Source organism: Embleya sp. L77 (assembly GCF_055557415.1).
In genome coordinates, this window is record NZ_CM145709.1 from 6,658,251 (window position 1) to 6,677,454 (window position 19,204).

Genomic DNA, 19,204 nt, shown 5'->3' on the forward strand with positions numbered 1-19,204 from the left:
TGCCGGCTCGTTCACCGAGCGGGCCGTGTCGGGGGCACCACGCCCACGAACGCGCCCCTCGTCGGGTGCGTGGGTCGGGGCGACTAGGTTGGACGGCATGCTTGTGGCGTTGATCGATTCCGGGACGGGACTGTTGCCGACGGCGGGGTGGCTGCGACGGTTGCGGCCCGACCTCGACCTGCTGCTGTGTATGGACCCTGACCACATGCCGTGGGGCGACCGTGGCGAGGCGGTGATCACCGGACGCGTGCTGGCCGCCGCGGACCTGGCCGCCGAGCGCGGCGCCGAGGGCATTGTGGTGCCGTGCAACACCGCGACCGTGACCGCCCTGGACGCCCTGCGCGCACGCTGCGAGCCCGCCGTGCCGGTGGTGGGCACCGTGCCGGCGATCAAGCCCGCCGCCGGATCGGGCGCCCCGTTCGCGGTGTGGGCCACCGTCGCCACCACTGCCAGTGCGTACCAGGCCCGGCTGATCGAGGAGTTCGCCGCCGGGCGCACCGTGGAGCGGGTGGCCTGCCCCGGCCTGGCCGAGGCGATCGACCGGGCCGATGAGGCGGCCGTCGAGACCGCCATCGCCGATGCCGCGCGGCGTACCCCCGCACACTGCGCCGGCGTGGTCCTGGGCTGTACGCACTACCCGCTCGTCGCCGACCGGATCGCCGCCGCGCTGCCCGCCGGAGTGGAGCTGTACGACAGCGCCGAGGCGGTCGCCCGGCAGACGCTGCGCCGGCTGGGCCTGACCGAGAACCAGGACGCGCTGCCCGGCACGATCGAGGTCACCCTGAGCGGACGTCCCGGCCCGCTGCCGCCGAACGCGCTGGCCTATCCGCTCGGCCGCGCCCTCGCCGCCGGTGGTCGGCCGGCGCCCGCCCGCACGCAGCCGGCCTGAGCCGACGCGGAGCCGACGACCCGCGCTACACGTTCCAGGTCCGGGTGCACAGCACCAGCTGATAGCCGTCGGGGTCGACGACGGTGACGCCGTATTCGTCCCAGTACGGGTTGTGCGCGGTGGTTCGGGTGCCGCCGGCCGCGACCAGCCGGTCGATCAGTGCGGGGTCGATCGGGGCGCCGAGGTAGAGCACGAACAGGTCCTCGGCCGTGGGCGTGGGCGGCAGCGGGTTCTCCGGGTCGATGGTCAACTCGAAGTGCCAACTGCCGCCCGGGATGCCGACCATGACCAGGTCCCACTCGCCGGAGACGCGCTCGGTGGTGCGCCACAGGACTTCCAGCCCCAGGCCCTCGACGTAGAAGCGTTCGGCGGCGGCCAGGTCGCGCGAGGGGCGGGCGACGCGTATGTGCGTGTCGGCGCTGATCATGCGGGTGAGATTAGCGGGTGGCCGCCGGCCACCCCACGGCGTGTGCCGACCCCGACTCCGCCGGCCGCCACCCGCTCGCCGACCACCCGCGGACCGAGCCGGGGCGTGCAACCGGTGCGTTACACCGACTTCCGGTACCCGCGGAACGTGCGCATCGACAACCACACAGCGAACGCCGCCAACGCGACCAGGGCCGCGCCGCGTCCGGCGACCAGGGCCCAGTCGGGGTCGGCGCGCATGGCCGAACGGGTCGCCGTCAACGCCCAGTCGAGGGGGTTGAAGCGCGCGATCGCCCGCATCCAATCCGGCATCCGGGACGGCGGCATGAACGCCGACGACATGAACGTGAGCGGCAGCAGCAGGAACGTGTTCAGCGCGATCACGGTCTCGCGTTCGCGGGCCACCATGCCCACCGCATTGGAGAAGGCGCCGAACACCGTGCCCAGTACCGAGGACACCACGATCAGCACCGCAACCCCGGCGAACCCGCCCGGATAGTGCGCGCCGGCCAGCCGGCCCAGGCCGATCATCACCAGCGACTGGAACGCGGTCGAGCAGCCCTGGGCCACCACATTCGCGTTGACGAGCGCACTGCGCCGGAGCGGGGTGACCAGGAAGCGGTTGAGGGTGCCGCGCTCGATCTCCTCCAGGATGCCCATGCCGGCCCACATGTTGGCGGACACCGCGTTCATCACCACCACGCCCGGGACCAGGTAGTCGAGGTAGGACCCGGTGCCGAAGCCGGGCAGGTCGGCGATGTCGCGGAAGAGTTGGCCGAAGAGGAAGAGCCAGATCACCGGCTGGATCAGGGTGATCACCAGGTAGGCGGGCTGACGGACGAAGACCCGGAACTGACGGTCGGTCATGTACCAGGTATGGGTGATCGTCTCGCGCCGAGCTCCGACGCTCGGGACGTGCGTGGTGTCTGCGGTGGTGGCGACGCCGGCAGCGGCGGTGGTGGTCATCGCGTCTCTCCTTCGGCGGCGTCGATACGGAGGTTGTCGGCTGCGGTGGTCTCGGCATCGGCGCCATCGGGTGCGTCCGCCGCGTCCGCCGCGTCCGTCGAACTCGTCGTATTCGCCGTATTCGTCGTGTCCGCCGCGTCGAAGCGGCGGCCGGCGTGCCGCAGGTAGACGTCGTCGAGCGAGGGGCGGGCCACCGTGACCGCGCCGACCCGGGCGCCGGCGTGGTCGAGCGCCGCCAATACTTCGGGTACCGCGGCGGCCCCGTTGTCCGCGCGGGCATGCACCGCGCGGACATCGACGGTGATCTCGCGGATGCTCGGCACCCGGGCCAGCGCGTCGCGCACCGCGGGCTCGGCCGGGTCGAGCAGGTCCACGTGCACCGCGTCGCCGCGCAATCCGGACTTGAGCTGTTCGGGGGCGCCCTCGGCGACCACCCGGCCGTGGTCGACGATGGCCAGTCGCGCGGCGAGCCGGTCGGCCTCGTCGAGGTAGTGCGTGGTGAGCAGGATGCTCAGACCCTCGCCGGCCAGGCTGCCGATCTCGTCCCACATGTCGGCGCGGGCCTCGGGATCGAGGCCGGTGGTGGGCTCGTCCAGGAAGAGCACCTCGGGATGGTGGACCAGGCCCAGCGCCACATCCAGCCGGCGCTGCATGCCGCCGGAGTAGGTGCGCACCGGGCGGCGCCCGGCCTCGGCCAGGCCGAAGCGGTCGAGCAGGTGGTCGGCGCGCCGGCCGGGCTCGCGACCGCGCAGGCCGAACAGGCGCCCGGTCAGGATCAGATTCTCCCGAGCGGTGGCGGCCGGGTCGGCGCCGGAGCGCTGGGCGACCACGCCGATGGCCCGGCGGACCCGGGCCGGGTCCCGGGCCACGTCGTGCCCGGCCACCCGGGCCGTACCGGAGTCGGCGGCGGCCAGCGTGGTGAGGATCTTGACGGTGGTGGACTTGCCCGCGCCGTTGGGCCCGAGCAGGCCGAAGACGGTGCCGGGCGCGACGCTCAGGCTCAGCCCGGCCAGCGCCCGGACGCCCTGAGGGCTGCCCTTGAGCGGATAGGTCTTGACGAGATCGTGCGCCTCGATCGCGGGCGCGCCGGTGCCGGCGCGTCCGGCGTGTCCGGGCGCGCGACCGTCGTGGACGGTTGCCGCCGTCCGTGCGGTGTGTTCCATGGTGGAGTGGATCCCTCCGGTCGACATTCGGTACGGCGACGCCGCGTGGCTCGCCGACCTGCGACAAGAGGACCGGGGATACGATGAGTTTGGTGCACCTCATATGTGCCGGTCCCTGTTGCCGCAGGGTTTCGGTGCGAGGTTCCCGGCCCTCGGGAGCGGTGTTCGAGCACCGCCCGGGGGCCTTTCTTCGGTCCGGGGTCGTGGATTTACCGGGTGGGGTCGTCGGTGCCGGCTCCCCGGTCTTGTTCGGTGGGTTCAGCGGATTCGGTGGGCTCGTCGACTTCGCCGAGTTCGCCGAGTTCGCCGGGTAGGACTGCTTGGCCCGCGGTGTCCATGTCGGCCCAGCGGGCCGGGGTTTCGCCGGTCGCGCTGAAGTGGCGCCACTCGGTGACACCGGAGAGGCTGTCGTCCGCGATCTCGGCGAGCAGGCCGCGCACCCAGCGCGCCTCGGCCTCGGCCATGGCCAGTTCGTACTCGTTCTCGATCAGGAACACCCTGGGCAGAAAGCTCGTGAGTTCCGCGAGTTCGGCGCGCCCGCGTGCGACGTGGGCGTCGATGGCTTCGACGCGACGCCCGAGCAGGTCGGTCACCTCGTCCGGGTTGAGCACGCCCATCAGGGACAGGGCGGCCTCGAAGCGCGGGAACTCGTGCACCCGAACGGACAGCAGCTCGCTCAGCCACTCGCGCATCTCGGCGTCGCCGGCCTCGGTCACCGCATAGGTGGTGCGCTCCGGCCGGCGGCCCTCACGGTCGACCCCGGTGGCGGCGATCAGACCGTGCTTCTCCAGGTTGCGGACCACGGTGTACAGCGAGCCGTAGTTGATCTTGATGCTGTTTTCCTTGCCCCGACTGCGCAGCAGCTGGGCGATCTCGTACGGATGGCGCGGCTGCTCGGCGACCGTCACCAGCACGGCGAGCGCCAGCGGATTGTCGATCTTGCGCCGAGCCATGGACCGCCTCCGGGAGAGTGCGAATACTCGTCACCGAATATACGACTGCGGGTAGCCGGAGTCCAGCCCCGCGGAGGTCGGGGGCGACGGATGCGCATGCGGTCGATTCGGGCGGGTCGCAGGGATGGCATGCCATGGGGCGGGTCGCCGTCGGGCGGGCGCGAATTCGCGGTGACGGATATGCGGCGAGGCGGAATTTCGCTGGCGTGCATCGGGGTTGGCGTTCGGTGAACGTCCGAGATCATGGGGGGAAGCATGTCGAGCGAGATGGCGGTGTCGGGGAGCGTCGCGGCGGGATTCGAGGAGGTTCGGGCCGAATTCGCCGCCGCCCTCGTTGGGCGTGCGCTACGAGTTCCTGGGGGACGACGCGTTCGGCCACAGCGGTGCGGCCGGCTCGCTGGGCTTCGCCGACCCACGAAGCGGCACCGCCTACGCCTACACCCGACGTCGCTTCGCCTACCCGGGCGGCGCGGCCCCGGAGAACACTCGGCTGGCGGCGGCGGTCTTCCGGTCGATCGGCGCCTGACTCGGACGGCCGTGTGCGGCCGGCCGGGGACCGTTCCCGGCCGGCCACACACGACCGCGCCAGCGGGGACCGTCTTGCTCCACCCGTGCCCGGTCCGCTGTCGTGGCCCCGGGCGGGGTCGGGGCATTCGGGCTCGGCGCGGCGCCGGAGTTCGCGCGCCGTCGGGCCCCGCAAACCGCCGGCCGCGCGCCTCCGCGGCTGGTACGTCCCCCGCCCCGCCGTGGGCCCTCCGCCTTGCCCCGAACCCCCCCGGGTGCGCCGCGCCGCCCCCCCCGCGACGCGTGGTGGTCAGGTGAAGTCGGGGCGGTGGTCTTGGGACCAGGTTTCGAAGGAGCGGGCCGGGGTGCCGGTCAGGTCCCGGATCGTGGTGGTGATCAGCGGTGGTTCGGCGGGTGCGTCGGCGCCGGCGAGGAGCGCGTCGACGAGGGCCGGCGGGCGGCCGTCGGCGAGCATCCGGGCTCGTGCGGCGGCCACCGGGACCGGCTCGAAGCGCAGCGTCCGGCCGATTGCTGCGCCGATCAGCCGGACCTGGTCGGCCCGGCTGACCACCTCCGGACCGGTCAGGACGTACGTGGCCCCCGCGTGGGCGTCCTCGGTGAGCACGCGGACCGCCGATGCGGCGACGTCGCGTTCGTGCACGACCGGCTTGGCGGCCAGGTCCGGCCCGCGGACGACGCCGGATTCGCGGATCTGGCCGGCCCACCCCAGTGCGTTGCTTGCGATGGTCTCCGCCCGGAGGAAGGTCCACGCGTCGGTCGACTTCGCGATCACGCCTTCCATCCCGGCGTGCAGCCCGCTGATCGGGTCGGCCTGCCGGTCGACATCGTCACGCACGCGCGAGGAGGAGAGGTAGACGACGCGATCGGTGTGCGCGGTGATCGCGTCCAGCACGCCGGGCGCACCCTCGGTGGTGAGGAAGGGCCAGACCAGGAACACCGCCTCGACCCCGGTCAGAGCCGCCGCGAGGGTGTCCGGCTCGGCCAGGTCGCCAGCCGCCACCTCGACCTCGGCGGGCAACCCTGCCGCCTCCGGACGGCGCGCCAGCGCCCGCACGGGGACTCCCGCGGCCAGTAGTTGCCCGACCACCTGTCGGCCGACGTTTCCGGTTGCCCCGGTCACCAGAATCATGTGCGAGTCCCTCGTGGTTCGAAGACGGTTGGTCCCGCCTCGTCGAGATGATCTTGCAACCTCGACGCCACTTGAGGTCAAGGCCTTTCGGCCGGTCCCGGATCCGAGGTCGGATCCGAGGTCGAATCCGTGACCGGATTCGGGACCGGCCGCCCGATGAGGCCGGTCCCCGAGGCACGGGCGGCGGGCTACTCGATGACCTTGGCCAGAAATGCCGACAGGTTGGTTCGGGTGCGTTCGATCTGTTCGGCCAGGCTCAGGGACTCCTCGAAGCGCCCGCCTGGGGCCGGGGTCTTGAGGCCACGGATGTACAGGGAGCAGGCGAGGTCGGTGCAGATGTACACGCCGAACGAATTGCCGTCCCGACCGGCCCGCCCGGTCTTGCGCGCGGTCATCAGCGAGACGCCGCGGCCCGGGTGCGTGGTCAGACACAACGAGCACATGCTGCGGTGCAGGTAGCCTCGCTGCTGGGCGGGAAAGCGCAGGGCGAGGCCGACGATCCCGCCCTGGTATTCGGTGACCAGATAGGTGCGGTCGGGTGCCCCCGGATCTCCCCAACCCAGGAAATCCAGGTCGGCCCACGGGCGTTCGGCCAGGTCACGGGGTACCGGAAGGCGCTGTGCGGCACCTTTGGAACAGTTGACGAACGACGTACGGATGTCCTGCTCGGTGAGTGGGTTCATGCGGCGGAAACTAACAGTGCCTAGGTACCCTAGGCAAATACCTAGAGGCTCTAGGAAACGCGAACGGCGCGGTGACCGGCGCCGCGACGGAAGGGTTGCGTGTGGCTCGGGCGGGACTGACGGCGGAACGGGTGACGCGTGCGGCGGCGGATCTGGCGGACGAGGTGGGGTTCGAGAAGATCACCCTGACCGCGCTGGCGCGCGGCTTCGGGGTCAAGGACGCGAGCCTGTACTCGCACGTGAAGAACCTCCAGGAACTGCGGCTCGGGATCGCGATGCTGGCCGCCGACGAACTGGCCGATCGAATCGGCGCGGCGGTCGCGGGCCGGGCGGGCAGGGATGCGCTGATCGCCTTCGCCCGGGCGTACCGGGAGTTCGCCTTGGAGCGTCCCGGCCGCTACGCGGCGACCCAGGCGCGGATCGACCCGGCACTGCTGGCCACCTCGGAGGGCTACCGGCGCAATGTCGACAACACCTACGCGATGTTGCGCGCCTACGGCCTGGAGGAGCCGGACCTGACCGACGCGGGACGGCTGTTGCGCAGCGTCTTCCACGGTTTCGCGGTGCTCGAGGGCAACGGCGGGTTCGGCCACGTACGCAAACCGAGCGAGTCCTTCGACCGGGCGGTGGAGGCACTGCACGTGGCGCTGGAGAACTGGCCGAGCTGAAGCGGTCGGCTGAACGGGTCGGCCGAGTCGGTCGGCCGACCCGTTTGGGCCGCACCGGTCGGCTGAGCCGGTCCGGGTGAATCCGGCCCAGGGCCGCCGGGCGCGAGGTGATCCGCCGCGACCGGGCCCGCTTCGGCGTGCCGTCGCCGGATGCGATGGAATCGGCGCGATCGGTTCGATCATGGTGCGCGGAGCGGGCGTCGCACGGGCGATCCCGGGTGCGAAGGAGGCACATGGTGACGAAGTACGTGGCGCTGTTGCGCGGCATCAACGTGGGTGGGCATCGCCGGGTGCCGATGGCGGATCTGCGTCGTGTCCTGACCGAGCTGGGATACACCGAGGTCAAGACGCTGTTGCAGAGCGGGAACGCGGTTTTCGAGGCGGCCGAACAGCCGACCGCCGACCTGGTGGCGGCGATCGAGGCCGGGTTGGCCGGCGAGTTCGGATTCGCGGTCGACGTGATGGTGCGCAGCGGCGCGGAACTGCGCGCGGTGGTCGCGGCGAATCCGCTGGAGGTATCCGACCCGGCCAAGTGCGCGGTGGCGTTCCTGAGCCCGGCCGCCGATCCGAAGGCGCTCGGCCAGGTCGATCCGGCCGGCTACGCGCCGGACGAACTGCGGCTGGGCGACCGCGAGTTGTACATGTACTTCCCGGACGGCCTGGGCAAGGCCCGGCTGTCGCCGATCCTGGCCCGCAAGCTCGGCAACACGGCCACCGTCCGCAACTGGAACACGGTGACCAAGCTGCTCGCGATGGTGGAGTGAGAGCGGGGCGACGATCCGATGGCGGCGGCCCCGGCTCCGCCTGATCGGCCTCGGGTGATCGACCGGCGTTTCGGGACCCGCCGCGTCTTCGGGCGGTGGGCGCGATCACCGTCGAGACCATTGCACAATTTCCTGTGCACAGATTATTGTGCATACGTGGCCGTGTCACCGGAACGCCGAGATGTCAGCGAACTCGAAGCGCTGAAGGCTTTGGCGCACCCCCGACGCCAACGGATCCTGCGGGAACTGGAGGCGAGTGGGCCCGCGACGTCGGCGTCGCTGGCCCGGGCGCTGGCACTGAACACCGGCGCGACCAGCTACCACCTCCGGGAGCTGGCCCGACACGGGTTCGTCGAGGACTTCGTGGATCCGCACGCACACGGGCGCGAGCGGTGGTGGCGCGCCGTGCAGCGGGATCTGCGGTTCCCGCCGCGCAGCGAGCAGAGCGAGGAGATTCGGCCGGTCGTCGACGAGCTGAACCGCCTGGCGTTCGCGGCCGACCTGGAGGAGTACCGCAGGGCGCAGACCACGACCGAGGCCGAAGGGGGGATGGACATGCCGTACTCGCGCGGGACCATCCATGTCACCCCGGCCGAACTGGGCGAGTTCTTCGAGGAGTACATCGCGCTCCTCAACCGGTACAAGCGGGCCGGACCGTTGCCGGCCGGGGCCCGCGTGGTACGGACCCGCTTCCTCACGTTCCCGGCCACGCACGGTGGGCGCGACGACGGCGGGGCCGACGACGGGCACGACGACGGTGGGCGGGACGACGGCGGGGCCGGGGCACCGGAGAGCGCCGAAGCCGGAAGCGGTGAGCCCGGAACCGGCCGTCGCTGAGCGGTTGGTCCGGCATTCGGTTCCCGGCACCCGACGCGTGCGGGCCCCGGCGGCCGGGCGCACCGGCATGCGGGACCCGGCTGTCCGGGCCCGCTCTTCGAGACCCAAATTTTCGAGACCAAATTTCGAGATCCGAGTTGTCGAGACCCGGCCGTCCGAGACCTCGGCACCTCACCCAAGCCCAAACCCGAGCACCGAGCCGCCGATGCGCCGCGCGCCGGCGCACGTGTCGGCGACTCCGGAATCCGTCCGGCTCGGCATCGATCCCCATCCGAAGAGACAAGGGCGGCACCGCACCATGAGTACGCACGACCAGACACCCGACGCCGTGTCGCTGACCGGCGTCGGACGCATCCACGGCAAGGGCACCGCCGCAGTCACCGCACTGCACGACGTCACCGTCGGCATCCGGCGCGGCAGCTTCACCGCGGTCATGGGGCCCTCGGGCTCCGGGAAGAGCACGTTCCTCCAATGCGCCGCCGGCCTGGACCGGCCGACCAGCGGCAGCGTGCGGCTCGGCGACACCGACCTGTCCGGGCTGTCCGAGACCGGCCTGACCGAACTGCGGCGCGAGCGGATCGGCTTCGTCTTCCAGGCGTTCAACCTGATGCCCTCGCTGACCGTGCTGGAGAACATCACGCTGCCGCTGCGCCTGGCCGGCCGCAAGGCGGATCGGGCCTGGCTGGCGGAGATCGTTCAGCGGGTGGGCCTGACCGGGCGTACCGAACACCGGCCGGCCGAATTGTCCGGCGGCCAGCAGCAGCGGGTCGCCATTGCCCGCGCGCTGGTCACCCGGCCCGAGGTGGTCTTCGCCGACGAACCCACCGGCGCGCTGGACACGGTCACCGCCAAGGAGGTGCTGGCGCTGCTGCGCGACACCGTGGACGCGATGGGCCAGACCGTGGTGATGGTCACCCACGATCCGGTCGCCGCGTCCTACGCGGACGAGGTGCTCTTCCTCGCCGACGGACGGATCACCGACACCCTGGCCGGGGCCGCCGCGGACCGGATCGCGGACCGGATGACACACCTGGGCGCGTGGGCCTGATGCTCTTCCTCGCCCTGCGTACCCTGCGCGCCCGCAAGGGCGGCTTCGCCGGCGCGTTCGTCGCGCTGGTGTGCGCGGCCGCCCTGGTCACCGCGTGCGGCGCGCTGCTGGAGACCGGCCTGCGCGGCGACATCCGGATCGAGCGCTACGCCGGTACCGACACCGTGGTCACCGCCGACCAGAACCTGCACTGGACCAAGCACAAGAAGGGCAAGACCAAGACCAAGTCGAAGCCGCTGACCGAGCGGGCGTGGCTGGACACGGCCGCCGTGGACAAACTGCGCGCGGTACCGGGCATCGAGGCCGTGGTCCCGGAACTGACCTTCTCGGCCCACGTGCTCACCGCCTCCGGCCGGGCCCTGGACACCGACGACAACGCGTGGGGGCACGCCTGGGAGTCGGCCCGACTGACCCCGTTCACGCTGCGTGCGGGCCGGGCACCGGCGGCGCCCGGCGAGGTCGTGCTGGATGCGGATCTGGCCCGCCGGGCCGCGGTCCCGGTCGGCGGCACGGTCACCGTGCAGGCCGGCCAGGCCCCGGGCGCCTACCGCGTGGTGGGCATCGCGGCGCCGCCCGGCCGGGACGCCCTGGCCCGGCAGGCCAGTGTGTTCTTCGCCGACGCGGACGCCCGACGGCTGGCCGGACACCCCGGACAGGTCGCCTCGGTGGGCCTGTTCACCGCACCCGGCGCCAACCCGAGCACGGTGCGCGCAGCGGCCCGGGAGGCCCTGGCGGGCACCGGCGCGCAGTTGCGTACCGGTACCGATCGCGGGCCGGCCGAGTTCCCCGCCGCGGCCAAGGCCCGGGTGACCCTGGTCAGCCTGGGCGGCGCGCTCGGCGGCACCTCGTTGCTGGTGGCGATCCTGGTCGTGGTGGGCACCTTCGCGCTGTCCGTCCAGCAGCGCCGACGCGAGATCGCGCTGTTGCGGGCGATCGGCGCGACGCCTCGGCAGATCCGCCGGATGGTGGGCCGCGAGGCACTGGTGGTGGGCCTGATCGCGGGCGCACTCGGCGCGTTCGCCGGGCTGGGGCTGGCCCGTTGGCTGCACGGGCGGTTCGTCGCGTTCGGCGCGATGCCGGACACGCTGGCGCTGAAGCTGAGTCCGATCCCGCTGATCGGCGCGGTACTGCTGACCCTGTTCGCGGCCTGGACGGCGGCGCGCGTGTCGGTGCGCCGAGCCGCGCGGGTCCGGCCGACCGAGGCGCTCGCGGACGCGGCGATCGAACGACCGCGGCTCGGCGTCGTGCGCACGATCGGCGGCGTGGTCGCGGCGCTGGGCTACGGCGTACTCCTGCTGGTGCTGCGCACCCTGGACACCGAACCCAAGTCCACACCGGTCACCTTCCTGACGGTGATCGTCGCCGCCGTCGCGATCGCGCTGCTCGGTCCGCTGCTCGCGCGCGCGGGTATCGCCGTACTGGGCCTGGTGGTCGGGCGCCTGTCGCCGATCAGCGGGTTCCTGGCGGCGCGCAACGCACGGGCGGCCGCCGAGCGGGTGGCCGCGGTGGTGACGCCGCTGAGCCTGGCGGTGGCGATGGCGTCCACCATCCTGTTCACCCAGACCACCGCGAGCCACGCCGCGGGGGAGCAGGCGAAGGCGGGCACGTTGGCCGCCTACACGCTGGTCGCGGGCCCCGGGGTGCCGGGCAGGGCGGCGGAGGCGGTGCGGGCGGTGCCGGGGGTCGAGGTGGCGACCGAGGTCCTGCACACGCTCGTGCGGGCCGGCCAGGACAAGTTCCCGGCCCAGGGCGTCACTCCGCAGGGCGTGCAGCGCACGCTCGACCCGAAGACCCGGTCCGGCTCGTTCGCGGCGCTTGCCGACGGCACGGTCGCGGTGAGTGAACTGGCGGCCAGGACCAAGGGGGTCGGGGTCGGCGATGATCTGCGGATCACCATGGGCGACGGGGTCCAGGTCACCCTGAAGGTGATCGCGGTGTACGAACGCGGCCTGGGCTTCGGCGATCTGACGCTGCCTCATGCGCTGGTGGCGGCGCACGTGGATCGGCCGGCGGCGGAGGCGGTGCTGATTTCCGGTACGGATGCGGTCGCGGCCGAGTCTGCACTGTCGCGGGCGGCGTTGCAGCGGGCGCTGGGCGGGTTTCCCGGGGTCCGGGTGCTGGATCGGGGCGAGGTCGAACAGACGCGTCGGGACCAGGCCGGTACCCAGGCCCAGGTCAACTATGTCGCGATGGGGCTGATCATCGCGTTCACCGGCATCGCGGTGGTGAACACGCTGGTGATGGCGACGTCGGCGCGGCGGCGGGAGTTCGCGCTCCTGCAACTGGTGGGTACCACGCGTCGGCAGGTGATGCGGATGCTTCGCTGGGAGACCGGGGCGGTGGTGGTGTTGGCCGCCGTGCTGGGGACGGTGGTCGCGTATGCGACGTTGACCGCGTACAGCGTCGGGATGACCGCGAGTGCCTCTCCGTATGCGCCGCCGTTGACGTATGCGGCGGTGTTGGTGGCAGCGACGGGGTTGGCACTCGTGGCGACGGTCGTGCCTGGTCGCGTGGCGTTGCGGGGGAATCCGGCGGACACGATGGGGTTGCGGGACTGATTGGCCTCAAACGCCGGCCGGGCTGGGAACCCGGCCTTCGGCCGAGGTCGCCTCAAGCGCCGGCGGGGCTGATTGGCCTCATGCGCCGGCCGGGCTGGGAACCCGGCCTTCGGCCGAGGTCGCCTCAAGCGCCGGCGGGGCTGTTTCGCCTCAAACGCCGGCGGGGCTCATTGGCCTCAAGCGCCGGCCGGGCTGATTGGCCTCAAACGCCGGCCGGGCTGATTGGAACCGGCCTGCGGGGCTGGTTTGTGCCGGGTGAGTTGTTGTTTGGCTCAGGCGCCGGTCGGGGTCCGGCCGGCGCCTTCGGAGTCGAGGGGTCAGGGGGTGAGGGTTGGGTGGGTGAAGGTGGTCAGCACCTTTTCGGTGGAGGTGAGGAGAGTGGTGTCGTGGGCGCCGGTGGCGATCGTGTCGTGGAAGAGGTGGACGTGGGCGTCTTCGATGCCGACGAAGTTGGAGATGCCGATGCGGAGGCGGCGGTCGAGCAGGTCGTCCCAGCCGCCCTTGGTGAAATGTTCGTGCGAGTAGCCGGACAGGCCGAGCCACAACATGCGCTTGCCGGCCAGGCGCGGGCGGCTGCGGCCGTAGGCGAAGCCGTAGTTCCAGACCCGGTCGATCCAGCCCTGGAGCAGGGCGGGCAGGCCGAACCACCACACGGGGAAGACCACGACGATCGTGTCGGCCGCCTCGATCCGGGCCATGTGTGCGCGTACCTCCGCGCTGTAGACCTTGTCCCGGTCGGCCCAGTCGGGTTCGTCCTCGACAGTCATCCGCGGGTCGAACCCGGCGGCGTGCAGGTCGAGTACGTCCACGGTGTGGCCGTCGGCCCGCAGCCGGGCCCGGGCTCGGGCGGCGACCCGTGCGGTCAGCGAGTCGGCCCGCGGGTGGGCGAAAACGACGAGGGCGTGCGGCGCTTCGGTGGTCATGGCGTGGCCTTCCTCGGTGGTGGCGTCGGTGACGAAGGGAGGGGGTGGGGGGTTCAGTCGGCCAGGCGGACGAGCATCTTGCCGGTGTTGACGCCGTCGAGCACACCGAGGAAGGCGGCGGGAGCCTGCTCGATGCCCTCGAACACGGTCTCCTGCGTGCGCAGCGAACCGTCGCCGAGCCAGCCGATCGCCCGCTCGGTGAACTCCGGGAACAGCGCGAAGTGATCGGTGACCAACAGGCCGCGCAGATTCAGCCGCCGGACGTAGGCCTGGAAGATGTTGCTCGGACCGGGCACCGGCTCGGTCGCGTTGTAGCCGCTGATCGCGCCGATCAGCGCGAACCGGGCGCCGACCTTGGCGTTCGCGATGGCCGCTTCGAGGTGGTCGCCGCCGACGTGGTCGAGATAGACGTCGATGCCCTCGGGAGCGGCCTGGGCGAGCTGGTCGCCGATCGCGCCGGCCCGGTAGTCCAGTGCTACGTCGTAACCGAACTCGTCGCGCAGCCGGGCGGCCTTGGCCGGGCCGCCCGCCGAGCCGATCACCCGGGAGGCGCCCAGCTTGCGGGCGATCTGGCCGGCCACACTGCCGACCGCGCCCGCCGCGCCGGAGACGAACACGGTGTCGCCCTCGCGGACCGGGGCCACCTCGGTCAGCGCCGCGTAGGCGGTCAGACCGGTGGTGCCCAGCACACCGAGGTATGCCTGGGCGGGGACCGCGGAGGTGTCCAGCACGATGGCGGTCGCCGCATCCACGACCGCGTACTCGCGCCAGCCGGCGAAGTGCGACACGGTCGCGCCGACCGGGATCGCGTCGGAGCGGGAGGCGATCACCTCGCCGACCGCGCTGCCGTCCAGGACCGCGCCGAGTTCGAACGGCGGAATGTACGACTCGACATCGTCCATCCGGCCGCGCATGTACGGGTCGACCGACATCCACGTGTTGCGGACCAGGATCCGGCCCTCGGTCAGGGCCGGAATCTCGGCGGTGACCAGCTCGAAGTCGTCGGCGGTGGGGGTGCCCACGGGGCGGGCGGCCAGGCGGATCTCGCGGCCGGTGGTGACGAGGGCGTGGGCGGCGGTAGCGGTGGTGACGTTGGTGTTGGTGGTGGTGTTCGTGGACATGGTGTGGGCTCCCGGTTCGGTGTTTCGTGCCGTTCGGTGTGTCTCGTTCGGGGCGTCCCGAACTCGATGACACGAGAGTGGCGTCGGCCGCGCACGGAATCCTGCGGGTCCACGCACGGGCGCCGCCGGGCGACCGTCAGGACCCGGTTGACCTGCGCTAACGTGGCGGCATGCGCTTCGGGGTGATGGGTCCGCTGGCGGTGTGGACCGCGGACGGACGGCCGGTTCGGGTCCCGGAGTCGAAGGTGCGTGCGCTGCTCGCGGACCTGCTCGTGCACCGCGGCCGCCCGGTCTCCGCGGACCTGTTGGTGGAGGACCTGTGGGGCGCGGACCCGCCCGGCAATCCGACGAACACGCTGCAGACCAAGGTCTCCCAGTTGCGCCGGGCGCTGGAGGCGGCCGAGCCCGGAGGTCGCGAACTGGTCGCCTACCGCCCGCCCGGCTACGAACTGCGCGTGGACGCGGACGCCGTGGACGCGGACCGGTTCGCCGAGTTGATCGCACAGGCGCGGGCCGCTGCCGACGTGCGCACCCGGGCGGGGTTGCTCGCGGATGCGCTCGCGCTGTGGCGTGGGCCGGCGTTCGCCGACTTTCGGGACGAGGAGTTCGCCCGCACGGCGATCACCCGGCTGGACGAGCAACGGCTGACCGCCATCGAGGACTACGCCGAGGCGCGCCTGGAACTGGGCGAACACACGCTGCTTGCCGACGAGTTGGGGGAACAGGTCGCGCTGCATCCGGTCCGGGAGCGGCTGCGTGCGGCGCACTTGCGTGCGCTGTACCGCTCCGGACGGCAGGAGGAGGCGTTGGCCGGGTATGCCGAACTGCGCGAGCGGTTGGCGGAGGAACTGGGCCTGGATCCGGGGCCGGAGTTGGCCGCGCTGCATCGGGCGATCCTGGCGCAGGATCCGAGCCTGGCCGCGGTTGCGGCGCCGGCCGATGCGGCGAACGGGGAGGCGACGGGGGTTGCCGCGCGGACGCGGACCAATCTGCCCGCGGCGCTGACCGAACTGGTCGGCCGCGAGGACGCCGTGGCCGAGGTCGACGGGCTGCTCCGGGGCGCCCGGTTGGTGACGCTGACCGGCCCCGGCGGGGTGGGCAAGACGCGGCTCGTGCTGGAGAGTGCGGCTCGGGCGGTCGAGGACGCGGCCTTCCCGGACGGGGTGTGGTTGGTCGAACTGGCCGGTTGGCGCGACCCGAGCGGCGACGACCTGGCGGACGCGATCGCCTCGGCGCTGGGCATCCGGGACGAGGTGACGGCCGGTGCGGGGCATCGCGCGGCCGAGTCGCGGACCCGGCTGGCGGACGCGCTGCGCGGGCGTGGGCTGCTGCTGGTCCTGGACAACTGCGAGCACGTGATCGAACCGGTCGCGGAACTGGCCGACCTGCTGTTGCGAGCCGCGCCGGAGCTGCGGATCCTGGCCACGAGTCGGGAGCCGCTGACGGTGGGCGGCGAGGTGCTGTGCGTGGTGCGGCCGTTGGTGGTGCCGGCCGTCGGGGCGGAACCGGCGGCACTGGCCGAGTCCACGGCGGTACGGCTGTTCGTGGCCCGGGCGGCCGCCGCGGCACCCGGGTTCGTACTGGACGCCCATACGGCGGACGCGATCGCGGCGATCTGCCGTCGCCTGGACGGGATTCCGCTGGCTCTGGAACTGGCCGCCACCCGGGTGCGCGGGCTCGGCGTGCACGGGCTCGCGGCGCGCCTGGACGACCGGTTCCGGGTGCTCGGTGTGGGTCGGCGCGGGGTGCCGGCCCGGCAGCAGACGCTGCGCGCGATGATCGACTGGAGTTGGGAACTGCTCGGCACGGCGGAGCGGATCGTGCTGCGCCGGTTGGCGATCCACGCGGACGGATGTACCCCCGAGGCGGCGGAGGCGGTCTGCTCGGGGACCGAGGTGGCCCGGGCCGACGTGCTCGATCTGGTCGGGCGGTTGGTCGATCGTTCGCTGGTGGCGGTGCTCGAGGGGCCGTACGGGCCGAGGTATCGGCTGCTGGAGTCGGTAGCCGCGTACTGCATGGAACACCTGTACGCGGCGGGTGAGTTCGATGTGGTGCAGGGTCGGCACGACGGCTGTCTGGCCGAGTTCGTCGAGTACGCCGGGTCGCGTCTGTACGGCCCCGATCAGCGTGAGTGGTTGACCCGGCTGGACGCGGAGAACGGGAACCTGCGCAGCGCACTGGACGGCGCGGTGCGGCGCGCGGACGCGGGGCTCGCGGTGCGGCTGGCGGGTGGGGCGGCGTGGTACCGGTTCCTGCGGGGGCGCTATCGCGAGGCGTGGCGGGCGCTGGACGCGGCGTTGGCGCCGGCGGTGGAGGGTCGGGTGGGTGCCGCAAATGTGGGTGCGGTGGACCCGGCTCGGGCGGCGGCGGGGGCCTGGCGGGCCGGGTTCGCGATGTTGATCGGGGACGGCAACGATCCGGTGCGGCAGAGTCGGGACGCGTTGCGGGCGTACGAGGGGATCGTGCCGGGGCGGGCCCGGGCCGAATGGTTCCTGGGCCTGGCACACCTGCACGTGGGCGACGCGGACGCGGGCGGCGAACTGATCGAACGGGCCCTCGCCGGCTTCCGCGCGGCGGACGACACGTGGGGCGTGGCGGCGGCGCTGACCGGTCGGGCGAAGGCGGCGATGTTCCGCGGTGACCTGGCGGCGGCCGGTGAGGCGGCGGCGGACGCGGCGGCACGGTTCGCGGCGCTGGGCGATCGCTGGGGGCTCGTGCAGGCGTCGGACCAACTCGCCTATCTGGCGGAGGTGTCCGGCGAGTACGACCGCGCCGCCGCGCTGCATCGCGAAGGGCTGCGCGGGGCCGAGGAGTTGGGCCTGTGGACGGATGTGTCCTACCGATGGTCCGGGCTCGGCCGGATCGCGTTGTTGCGGGGTGAATTCGCACGGGCCGAGGAGTTCCACGAGCGTGCGCGGCGGCTTGCGGTCGGGCAGTCGGACCGGTTCGCCGAGGAGTTCGCCGAGGTGGGGCTCGGACTGGGGGCGCGGCGGGCGGGAGACCTCGCGGCGGCCGAGCGGCATTTGCGCAGTGCGCTGGAGTGGAATCGTCGGCTGCACGAGGACTACGGCGTGCCGTTCTACGGAGTGACGCTGCTGCTGGCCGAGTTGGGCTTCGTGGCCGAACTGCGGGGGGATGCGGTCGGCGCGCGGGAATTGCACGCGGAGGGCTTGGCGGCGGCGCGGGCATCCGGCGATCCGCGGGCCGTTGCACTGGCGCTGGAGGGCCTGGCCGGGGTCGAGGCGATCTCGGGCCGGCCGGCCGAGGCGGCGACCCTGCTGGGCCGCGCGGACGCACTCCGGGCCTCGATCGGCGCGCCGTTGCCGGTCGCCGAACGCGGCGACGTGACGCGGATCGAGGCGGCGGCCCTCGGGGCGCTCGGCGCTTCGGCCTACGCGGCCGCCTTCGGCATCGGGGCCGACCGACCCTCGGGCGACTTGGACGCATTCGCCGACGCGTGACGCGTGACGCGTGACGCCTGGCGGCCGGCGGCAGCGGGGACGGTCGGCGCCCCCGTCGCCGATGCGACCCGGTCTCTTCCGCGCCGGCCTCAGGCGCCGGCCGGGCTGATGATTCCGGCGGCGTTGCGTGTTCGCTTGGTGGGCCTCAAACGCCGGCCGGGCTGGTGGTTTCGGCGAGCGTTGGGTGTCGGGTCGGTTGGGTTGGCCTCAAACGCCGGCCAGGCTGGTGGTTTCGGCGGGCGTTGGGTGTTGGCTTGGTTGGGTTGGCCTCAAGTGCCGGCCGGGCTGAGGGTTTCGGCGAACGCCGCGTGTTGGCTTGGTTGGGTTGGCCCAGGCGCCGGCCGGGCTGGTGGTTTCGGCCGACGTCGGGACTCTGATCGTTTGGGTGGACCTTCAACGCCTGCCGGCTGATGGTTCGACCGACCCCGGGAGTTCGCTGCGTTGGCCTCAAGCGCGGTCGGGTTGAAGGTTTGGCCGGCTCGGGTGGGTGGTTTTCGGAGTGGTTTGCTGGGCTGCGGGGGTTGGCCTCGCGTGGGATCGGGATGGTGGTTTGGTTGGCTGGGAGTTGGGTGGTTGGGCCGAGGTGGGGGTTTGTTCGGTTGGGTGTGGTGGGGGGCCGGAGCGGGGTGAGGGGTACGGTCGGGGGTCATGGAGATTTGGATCAATCCCGCGTGTTCGAAGTGCCGGTCGGCGTTGTCTTTGCTGGATGCGGAAGGGGCCGAGTACACCGTGCGGCGCTATCTGGAGGAGCCGCCGACCGTGGCCGAACTCGAAGCCGTCCTGGCTCGGCTGGGGCTGGAGCCGTGGGACATCGCGCGTACCGGTGAGTCGATCGCCGGCGAACTGGGTCTGAAGACGTGGGCCCGTGAGGCGGCCGAACGGGGTCGTTGGATCGCTGCGTTGGCGGAGCATCCGATCCTGATCCAACGGCCGATCATCACCGCCGACGACGGCAGCGCCGTAGTCGCCCGCACCCCGGAGGCGGTCCGCTCCGTCCTCGACTGAGCACCCGAACCGGATCCGGAGCCGGTGTCGGATCCCGAGCCCGACCCCGAGCCGGAGCCGGATTCCGAACCGGATTCGGAGCCCG

At 72.4% G+C, this 19,204-nt stretch carries 16 protein-coding genes and 1 pseudogene; 9 read left to right on the plus strand and 8 right to left on the minus strand.

Going from position 1 to position 19,204, the window contains the following annotated elements:
- Positions 1 to 97 precede the first annotated feature (97 nt).
- A complete protein-coding gene (locus ACZOOI_RS28360) occupies positions 98 to 889 on the plus strand; it encodes a glutamate racemase (RefSeq protein ID WP_465278491.1) in 792 nt (263 codons plus the stop codon).
- A 25-nt stretch (positions 890 to 914) separates the two neighbouring features.
- On the opposite strand, the gene ACZOOI_RS28365 is transcribed toward ACZOOI_RS28360, so the two are convergent.
- The 4 genes from ACZOOI_RS28365 to ACZOOI_RS28380 form a co-directional block, all read right to left on the minus strand.
- The gene (locus ACZOOI_RS28365) at positions 915 to 1,316 is read right to left on the minus strand and encodes a VOC family protein (protein ID WP_465278492.1); all 402 of its coding nucleotides are present in this window, start codon (positions 1,314 to 1,316) and stop codon (positions 915 to 917) included.
- A 119-nt stretch (positions 1,317 to 1,435) separates the two neighbouring features.
- Entirely contained in the window at positions 1,436 to 2,182 is a 747-nt protein-coding gene (locus tag ACZOOI_RS28370) for an ABC transporter permease (RefSeq protein ID WP_465281306.1), read from the minus strand.
- Positions 2,183 to 2,277: 95 nt separating this feature from the next.
- Positions 2,278 to 3,444 carry an ATP-binding cassette domain-containing protein gene (locus ACZOOI_RS28375; protein WP_465278493.1) on the minus strand — a complete coding sequence of 389 codons (1,167 nt, stop codon included), beginning with the start codon at positions 3,442 to 3,444 and terminating at the stop codon, positions 2,278 to 2,280.
- 209 nt (positions 3,445 to 3,653) lie between these two features.
- A complete protein-coding gene (locus ACZOOI_RS28380; protein ID WP_465278494.1) occupies positions 3,654 to 4,397 on the minus strand; it encodes a PadR family transcriptional regulator in 744 nt (247 codons plus the stop codon).
- A 346-nt stretch (positions 4,398 to 4,743) separates the two neighbouring features.
- On the opposite strand from ACZOOI_RS28380, the pseudogene ACZOOI_RS28385 reads away from it, so the two are divergent.
- Positions 4,744 to 4,923: pseudogene (locus ACZOOI_RS28385) on the plus strand (EstA family serine hydrolase); the annotation flags it as partial.
- Between the two features lie 288 nt (positions 4,924 to 5,211).
- Here ACZOOI_RS28385 and ACZOOI_RS28390 read toward each other — a convergent pair.
- Together ACZOOI_RS28390 and ACZOOI_RS28395 are read right to left on the minus strand one after the other, a co-directional pair.
- On the minus strand, positions 5,212 to 6,051 hold the full coding sequence (locus ACZOOI_RS28390; RefSeq protein WP_465278495.1) for an NAD(P)H-binding protein: 840 nt from the start codon (positions 6,049 to 6,051) through the stop codon (positions 5,212 to 5,214).
- 188 nt (positions 6,052 to 6,239) lie between these two features.
- The gene (locus ACZOOI_RS28395; RefSeq protein ID WP_465278496.1) at positions 6,240 to 6,734 is read right to left on the minus strand and encodes an FBP domain-containing protein; all 495 of its coding nucleotides are present in this window, start codon (positions 6,732 to 6,734) and stop codon (positions 6,240 to 6,242) included.
- Positions 6,735 to 6,835: 101 nt separating this feature from the next.
- Between ACZOOI_RS28395 and ACZOOI_RS28400 the strand changes: the two genes are divergently transcribed.
- The 5 genes from ACZOOI_RS28400 to ACZOOI_RS28420 all read left to right on the plus strand — a co-directional run bounded on the left by ACZOOI_RS28400 (position 6,836) and on the right by ACZOOI_RS28420 (position 12,609).
- Positions 6,836 to 7,402 carry a TetR/AcrR family transcriptional regulator gene (locus ACZOOI_RS28400; RefSeq protein ID WP_465278497.1) on the plus strand — a complete coding sequence of 189 codons (567 nt, stop codon included), beginning with the start codon at positions 6,836 to 6,838 and terminating at the stop codon, positions 7,400 to 7,402.
- Positions 7,403 to 7,635: 233 nt separating this feature from the next.
- Positions 7,636 to 8,166 carry a DUF1697 domain-containing protein gene (locus tag ACZOOI_RS28405; RefSeq protein ID WP_465278498.1) on the plus strand — a complete coding sequence of 177 codons (531 nt, stop codon included), beginning with the start codon at positions 7,636 to 7,638 and terminating at the stop codon, positions 8,164 to 8,166.
- 156 nt (positions 8,167 to 8,322) lie between these two features.
- A complete protein-coding gene (locus ACZOOI_RS28410) occupies positions 8,323 to 9,003 on the plus strand; it encodes an ArsR/SmtB family transcription factor (RefSeq protein ID WP_465278499.1) in 681 nt (226 codons plus the stop codon).
- Positions 9,004 to 9,301: 298 nt separating this feature from the next.
- Positions 9,302 to 10,051 (plus strand): ABC transporter ATP-binding protein, encoded by a 750-nt coding sequence (locus ACZOOI_RS28415; protein WP_465278500.1) that lies wholly within the window; start codon positions 9,302 to 9,304, stop codon positions 10,049 to 10,051.
- On the plus strand, positions 10,051 to 12,609 hold the full coding sequence (locus ACZOOI_RS28420; RefSeq protein ID WP_465281307.1) for an ABC transporter permease: 2,559 nt from the start codon (positions 10,051 to 10,053) through the stop codon (positions 12,607 to 12,609). The genes ACZOOI_RS28415 and ACZOOI_RS28420 overlap by 1 nt, the downstream gene beginning before the upstream one ends.
- A gap of 317 nt (positions 12,610 to 12,926) precedes the next feature.
- On the opposite strand, the gene ACZOOI_RS28425 is transcribed toward ACZOOI_RS28420, so the two are convergent.
- Entirely contained in the window at positions 12,927 to 13,532 is a 606-nt protein-coding gene (locus ACZOOI_RS28425) for an NAD(P)H oxidoreductase (RefSeq protein WP_465278501.1), read from the minus strand.
- Positions 13,533 to 13,585: 53 nt separating this feature from the next.
- Positions 13,586 to 14,653, minus strand: coding sequence for an NADP-dependent oxidoreductase (locus ACZOOI_RS28430; RefSeq protein ID WP_465278502.1), 1,068 nt, complete (start codon positions 14,651 to 14,653; stop codon positions 13,586 to 13,588).
- Positions 14,654 to 14,823: 170 nt separating this feature from the next.
- Here ACZOOI_RS28430 and ACZOOI_RS28435 point away from each other — a divergent pair, with 170 nt between their 5' ends.
- Positions 14,824 to 18,114, plus strand: coding sequence for an AfsR/SARP family transcriptional regulator (locus tag ACZOOI_RS28435; RefSeq protein ID WP_465278503.1), 3,291 nt, complete (start codon positions 14,824 to 14,826; stop codon positions 18,112 to 18,114).
- A gap of 648 nt (positions 18,115 to 18,762) precedes the next feature.
- Positions 18,763 to 19,119, plus strand: coding sequence for an arsenate reductase family protein (locus ACZOOI_RS28440; protein WP_465278504.1), 357 nt, complete (start codon positions 18,763 to 18,765; stop codon positions 19,117 to 19,119).
- Positions 19,120 to 19,204: the final 85 nt, after the last annotated feature.

Bases quoted from the DNA above. Each gene is read 5' to 3' on its own strand.
- ACZOOI_RS28360 (WP_465278491.1), top strand. From the start codon at position 98: ATGCTTGTGGCGTTGATCGATTCCGGGACGGGACTGTTGCCGACGGCG.
- ACZOOI_RS28365 (WP_465278492.1), bottom strand. From the start codon at position 1,316: ATGATCAGCGCCGACACGCACATACGCGTCGCCCGCCCCTCGCGCGAC.
- ACZOOI_RS28370 (WP_465281306.1), bottom strand. From the start codon at position 2,182: ATGACCGACCGTCAGTTCCGGGTCTTCGTCCGTCAGCCCGCCTACCTG.
- ACZOOI_RS28375 (WP_465278493.1), bottom strand. From the start codon at position 3,444: ATGGAACACACCGCACGGACGGCGGCAACCGTCCACGACGGTCGCGCG.
- ACZOOI_RS28380 (WP_465278494.1), bottom strand. From the start codon at position 4,397: ATGGCTCGGCGCAAGATCGACAATCCGCTGGCGCTCGCCGTGCTGGTG.
- ACZOOI_RS28390 (WP_465278495.1), bottom strand. From the start codon at position 6,051: ATGATTCTGGTGACCGGGGCAACCGGAAACGTCGGCCGACAGGTGGTC.
- ACZOOI_RS28395 (WP_465278496.1), bottom strand. From the start codon at position 6,734: ATGAACCCACTCACCGAGCAGGACATCCGTACGTCGTTCGTCAACTGT.
- ACZOOI_RS28405 (WP_465278498.1), top strand. From the start codon at position 7,636: ATGGTGACGAAGTACGTGGCGCTGTTGCGCGGCATCAACGTGGGTGGG.
- ACZOOI_RS28415 (WP_465278500.1), top strand. From the start codon at position 9,302: ATGAGTACGCACGACCAGACACCCGACGCCGTGTCGCTGACCGGCGTC.
- ACZOOI_RS28420 (WP_465281307.1), top strand. From the start codon at position 10,051: ATGCTCTTCCTCGCCCTGCGTACCCTGCGCGCCCGCAAGGGCGGCTTC.
- ACZOOI_RS28425 (WP_465278501.1), bottom strand. From the start codon at position 13,532: ATGACCACCGAAGCGCCGCACGCCCTCGTCGTTTTCGCCCACCCGCGG.
- ACZOOI_RS28430 (WP_465278502.1), bottom strand. From the start codon at position 14,653: ATGTCCACGAACACCACCACCAACACCAACGTCACCACCGCTACCGCC.
- ACZOOI_RS28435 (WP_465278503.1), top strand. From the start codon at position 14,824: ATGCGCTTCGGGGTGATGGGTCCGCTGGCGGTGTGGACCGCGGACGGA.
- ACZOOI_RS28440 (WP_465278504.1), top strand. From the start codon at position 18,763: ATGGAGATTTGGATCAATCCCGCGTGTTCGAAGTGCCGGTCGGCGTTG.